Annotated in this window: 7 protein-coding genes; 4 read left to right on the plus strand and 3 right to left on the minus strand. The window is 57.4% G+C overall.

Annotated elements, in window-relative coordinates:
• Nucleotides 1-258 (plus strand): hypothetical protein (locus MAXJ12_RS38545; RefSeq protein WP_008836261.1); only part of this gene is annotated, 258 nt, incomplete at its 5' end.
• Between the two features lie 3 nt (nucleotides 259-261).
• Here MAXJ12_RS38545 and MAXJ12_RS35190 read toward each other — a convergent pair.
• Complete coding sequence (locus MAXJ12_RS35190) at nucleotides 262-600, minus strand: HNH endonuclease signature motif containing protein (RefSeq protein ID WP_008836262.1); 339 nt, start codon at nucleotides 598-600, stop codon at nucleotides 262-264.
• A gap of 42 nt (nucleotides 601-642) precedes the next feature.
• Here MAXJ12_RS35190 and MAXJ12_RS36725 point away from each other — a divergent pair, with 42 nt between their 5' ends.
• From MAXJ12_RS36725 to MAXJ12_RS36730, 3 genes are all read left to right on the plus strand, one after another.
• Nucleotides 643-831, plus strand: coding sequence for a hypothetical protein (locus MAXJ12_RS36725; RefSeq protein ID WP_008836263.1), 189 nt, complete (start codon nucleotides 643-645; stop codon nucleotides 829-831).
• A gap of 662 nt (nucleotides 832-1,493) precedes the next feature.
• Nucleotides 1,494-1,760: a hypothetical protein gene (locus MAXJ12_RS12625; protein WP_008836264.1), complete on the plus strand. Its 267-nt coding sequence runs from the start codon at nucleotides 1,494-1,496 to the stop codon at nucleotides 1,758-1,760.
• A gap of 283 nt (nucleotides 1,761-2,043) precedes the next feature.
• Nucleotides 2,044-2,658, plus strand: a complete 615-nt coding sequence (locus MAXJ12_RS36730) for a hypothetical protein (RefSeq protein ID WP_139043881.1) — start codon at nucleotides 2,044-2,046, stop codon at nucleotides 2,656-2,658.
• Nucleotides 2,659-2,794: 136 nt separating this feature from the next.
• Here the strand turns inward: MAXJ12_RS36730 and MAXJ12_RS12635 are convergent, their stop codons facing one another.
• Both MAXJ12_RS12635 and MAXJ12_RS12640 read right to left on the minus strand, forming a co-directional pair.
• On the minus strand, nucleotides 2,795-3,229 hold the full coding sequence (locus MAXJ12_RS12635; RefSeq protein ID WP_008836268.1) for a hypothetical protein: 435 nt from the start codon (nucleotides 3,227-3,229) through the stop codon (nucleotides 2,795-2,797).
• Nucleotides 3,230-3,445: 216 nt separating this feature from the next.
• The gene (locus MAXJ12_RS12640; protein ID WP_008836269.1) at nucleotides 3,446-4,330 is read right to left on the minus strand and encodes a hypothetical protein; all 885 of its coding nucleotides are present in this window, start codon (nucleotides 4,328-4,330) and stop codon (nucleotides 3,446-3,448) included.
• Nucleotides 4,331-4,568: the final 238 nt, after the last annotated feature.

The following is a 4,568-nucleotide window of genomic DNA, read 5'->3' on the forward strand; positions in this document are numbered from 1 at the left end:
TCGATCAATCATATCCTTGTCCGCAAGGGAGTGCTCTCGGCTGAGGAGATAGACATAGCTTTGCGGAAAGCTGAAGCAAGCGAGACTGGCGAAGAACGGTCCGACGGTATGTCACCGTCGAGTCGTGATGCTGTCAACTTCCCGATCAGACTGCTCGAACTGGCCAATCAGTGTCAGCCGGACGCGGATATCCCTTCGTTTTCAAAATTGGCTCGAATGGTTGGCCGAATGAAGGAACCGTACAACGACCAGATGTGAGGGTCACGATCGGTTCCACGGATGGGCCGGATCCACCGGCCGACCGTTGATGTCGCTGCCGATCGTGTAGCCTCGCGCCTCTTCCCGCTGGATCAGCGTGTCGTGGTGTGGTGCACAGACACTTTCCAGATTCTCTGGATCCCAGAACAGGTGCTCGTCGCCTTTATGGGCAATGCGATGGTGAACAACAGTGGCAACCTCGACCACGTCGTCGCAGAGGCACCGCTCACATAGGGGTTGGCTGCGCAGTTGCGCTAGACGCAAGCGTTGCCAGGCTGCCGTTCTGTAGAGCCGGCGGTATTGCTCGGCTTCGACAGTGCGGTGGTGGGGATTGCTCGGCATCGGTGTTGGTGCTTTGCTGCTGCCGAATCAAAGGGGGAATCCATGACTGAAAGAGACACTCAAGGACTCGAAAGCAAGTACGATGATCAGACAGAAATCCTTACGGTTATTGTTGACCGAAAAATCATCGACGATAAAGGTTCAATGGATAAACTGTTGGAAATAGTCCAGAAGAGACTTGGAAATCCCGAGGTTCGCGGAGTTCTGATTTTCCCCAGGAAGGGTAGTTAACCCGCCCCGCTCAACCGCGGCCGCTTGCGGCCATCGGGAGCGGGGCGCACCGCTTCGCGTTCTTCACGCGCTGCGGTGAAGTTCCCCGCGGCCGCATGCCAAAGCAGAGACGGTGCCCGCGGGGTATGTCAGCCCGCAATCACTCCGCTGTACCTGACTAGGGCACAATATCCCGTTGGCGTTTACAACGCGCCAATGGGCCACGGCTACTGATTGCGGGTGAAGTTCCCCGTGCTAATCTCTTGCACGGGGCCGGCCGCAAATAAGCTGCGCGCCGAAACAGAAAACGGGCGGCTTTCGCCACCCGCGAACTTAATCCTGAATCAATCATAGCAAACTCGATGCGCATGGTGCGCACGAGGTGCGCGATGCCTTCCATGCTGGCGTCAACGCACATCTTGCCAGTGAAGCCGAAGGCGGCAGCCTTCAGACGCTAGCGTAAGCGCAAAAACCCTAGCTGTGAATCGCGGGTACGGAACGGGAACACAGCTTGCGTTCCCCAAACGTCATGCTCCAATGGAAAACGGCGGTGATTGTTGCGAATCACCGCCGTCAATGTAACCAAGCCACAGGGCGGCCGGGCACATGAAACACGACCACCAAATTACTATTCTGGTCGAGTCCGTCAAGCGTCCTGTGGCGCCACACAAGGACTTTTTGACATGGCCTACTTCGCAGTGAACTACCAACTAAATGCAAACAAGGACTATCCAAAGCTATGGGCCGAAATGGACCGCCTGGATGGTCACAAGGTGCTTCGGTCGTTTTATTTCCTAGATCTAGACATTTCTGCCGCCGACTTGCGGAACCACCTCAAGGGCTACATTGATGACGATGACGCCGTGGTTGTCGTTCCCTTCGATTTACGTCCTCATCACCATATGGCGTATGCAGGGACAAACGACTGGATAAACGCGCGGTTTGGTTAAACGAGATCAATCTCACTTACATGGACCGGCCGAGCGCCATGGCGCCGCTCGCCAAATGTATATGGTAATCCTTAACGCCTTAGATGAGATGGAGAAGCCTTATTTTCACCTTCTGCTTTTCCTTGCCCTTCCCGGTCTTATGATCGGGAGGGGTTTTCAGAAGACGGCGCAATACCTCGTCGCCGTTCCCTTTGTGCGGCTTTCGGCTGCGTCTTAAGCATCCGCTTGGGAGTCGGTCACCCGCGCTTTTGTCTTCGCCACGTTTTGTCAGGGTCTGTCGCTCATGAATACCTCCGCCGTAGAACAAGCTAGAAAACGCCTAGGCAAAGCCCGCCACGCGGTTGCACGATTAAAGGACTCGTCTTCATACGAAGACTCAGAAGATGCTTGGACGGATTTCCTTCTCGCATGCTCCGCAATCTATTCCAAACTAGAACAAGGTGCCAAGAAGAACGGCAAGAGCTTGGCTTGGTTCGGACGCAAAAAGCACGAGCGCAAGAAAGACGATCTTTTGCGCTATGTCCATTTTGCGCGCAACACCGACGAACACGGCATAGAACGCATCACCGCCCAAGAGCCGGGCAATAACACGCGCATGATTAGACCCACATATGGTGAGCGCCATCCCATAACCGCGCAAGTGTTCGATCCTAAGACGGGAGAAAGAGTAGGCGGCCTCAGAAAAGGTGTCATGGACGGCGCCAGGCTAAGATGCGTCCGGGTCGTTGATGACAGATATGGCGACGCCTGCGACCCGCCATTGTCCCATCTCGGTAAGCCAATCCATATCCCAGAAGTCGATGGGATTCGAGGGGGAGACTACCCCGATGTTATCGCAGGCTTAGTCCTGGACTACCTAGAGACACTTGTAAGCGAGGCTGAAACGCTGGCCTCATGAGCAGCCACCTGCATCGCAACAAACGCTGCTGTTACGATTTCCTCTAATCTCCCCCCAAGGGGAAGTTCTCTTATGGCGCAAATCCCCGCCTCGATCATCGCAGGCGTAATTTCAATCTCGTCCAGCAAGTATATCATTAGGACAATATTCCCGGCACCCACCTGTTTGACGGCAGCGGTAAAGCATAGATCGCCTCGGACAATCCATTCGGCTCGCCGTCTGGCCCTTCTGCCAACAGCGATGCCCTCGTTCGCATTCCCACAGCAGCTTTCCGCCGCTCTTCTTCGGCTTCGATTTTGGAGACGCTGCCGCGCAGCATCGCCTCCAGATCGGCTATTCGCCCTTTCAAAGCTGCGGTTTCTTTGAGCAGGCGTTCTCCGCTTTCGCGACGTGCGATTGCGAGGCCGGCCTCCTCGGCCAAACCTTGCATGTGGTGTAGTGCATGCCGCACTCGCGCCACCCTGCCCTTGCTCTCAGCCACTGCCCAGTCAGCAACGACACGCGTGAAGTACTCGGCGAGCGATTCCCCATCTTTCTGACGAATGTGCGAATAGTCGTACGGTGCCTTCATTTCCGCAGGATCCCGTACCGCACAGCCAACAATCGCAGGCCGGCATTCAGCCGTTCGCCCGCCGCCGCGATTGCCTTGCCGCGGTCTTTGACCCGGGGGACTTCGGCGCCAACTTAGCCCAGCGACTTGCCTTGGACCCCCACGCCTTCCACGACCCTGCCGTAACGGCTGCCAAGCCGTTCGCGTGCGGCTCCGTAACCGTTCCAACGCAACGACCTACCCTCCCCCACCCCCCCCTTGCCCGACCCGGCCGTAACGGCTGCCAAGCAGTTCGCGTGCGGCTCGATACCGGTCACGAGCAACCGCCCTACCCTCCGCTACGCTCTGCTGCCCGCCGCAATCCACGACCTGGCGGCTGTAATCCACGGCACCCAAGGGCGATAAACCAGCTTGGTGATGGTCTTGTGCAAACCGTAGGCCGGCCGCGAACAGCGCGTCGTTGGTTTCGGGATCGTCGTCCAGTTGCTTTGCCGTGTGCATCCGCTGCAGATTGTCCGAGGCCCGGAATACGCTGCCCTTCGCCGCGGCCTTGTCGACTTGCGGCTGGTTGTCGTTGGCGGCGACCATGATGCGCGTAACCGCCTCTGGCCTACCCCAGAGATGCCTGGCGACGTCGGACAGGCCCTGTGCAACGCGGTGCGGGTTCTCAAGGTCGATGTTGGTCTCGTCGACCACGAAGGCCTGGACCGTTGCCTTTCGGCGGGGCTCGTAGCGGATGGCGGCAATCAGCTTTTCGAGCGCCGGTCGGATCGTATGGCGCTGCGTCTCAACCGGGCGCCATTTACGATCGGCATCGCGGGCCGTGTAGCGCACCACGGCCGAGGTCAGCGGACTGCGAACTATGCTGGCCAGCTTGATGACGTGCTCGCCCGCGTCGCGTTCGTCCTGACCAATGTGGCCTTCCGTGAAAAGCCAGCCGAGAATGCGATCGGCCGGCATGGCGGTGCTTGGCTGTTGTTGGGCTGCGGCTATGTTATCGTTTGCCGCTTCGTAGGGGTCATAGGTGGCCGCGGTATCTGCGACCGCTGATAGGGAGACTGTTTCGACGCGGCTAGTATGCTCTGCAACGGCGCGCGCGGCGCCGGCATTGGTCGCGGTCATGAATGGATCCTTGGATGTGGAAGAACAGGGCTGCGGCGGCGCAAGTATCTATATATAGTAAGATATATAGACCAATTCGCCAAAAAAGTCAATATTTGGTGTGGTGGCAGCCCTTGAGACGCTAGATGTAGAAAACTAGTCAGCAATGTTCGAATGAAGAGCCTGGGCGGATAGCGGAATGGATCGAACGCGACGCCCGGCTGGTTGCTTATCTACTTCTGAAATGTCGACGCTCTTC

Origin of the sequence: Mesorhizobium alhagi CCNWXJ12-2 (assembly GCF_000236565.1) — a bacterium.
GTDB classification, from domain to species: domain Bacteria; phylum Pseudomonadota; class Alphaproteobacteria; order Rhizobiales; family Rhizobiaceae; genus Allomesorhizobium; species Allomesorhizobium alhagi.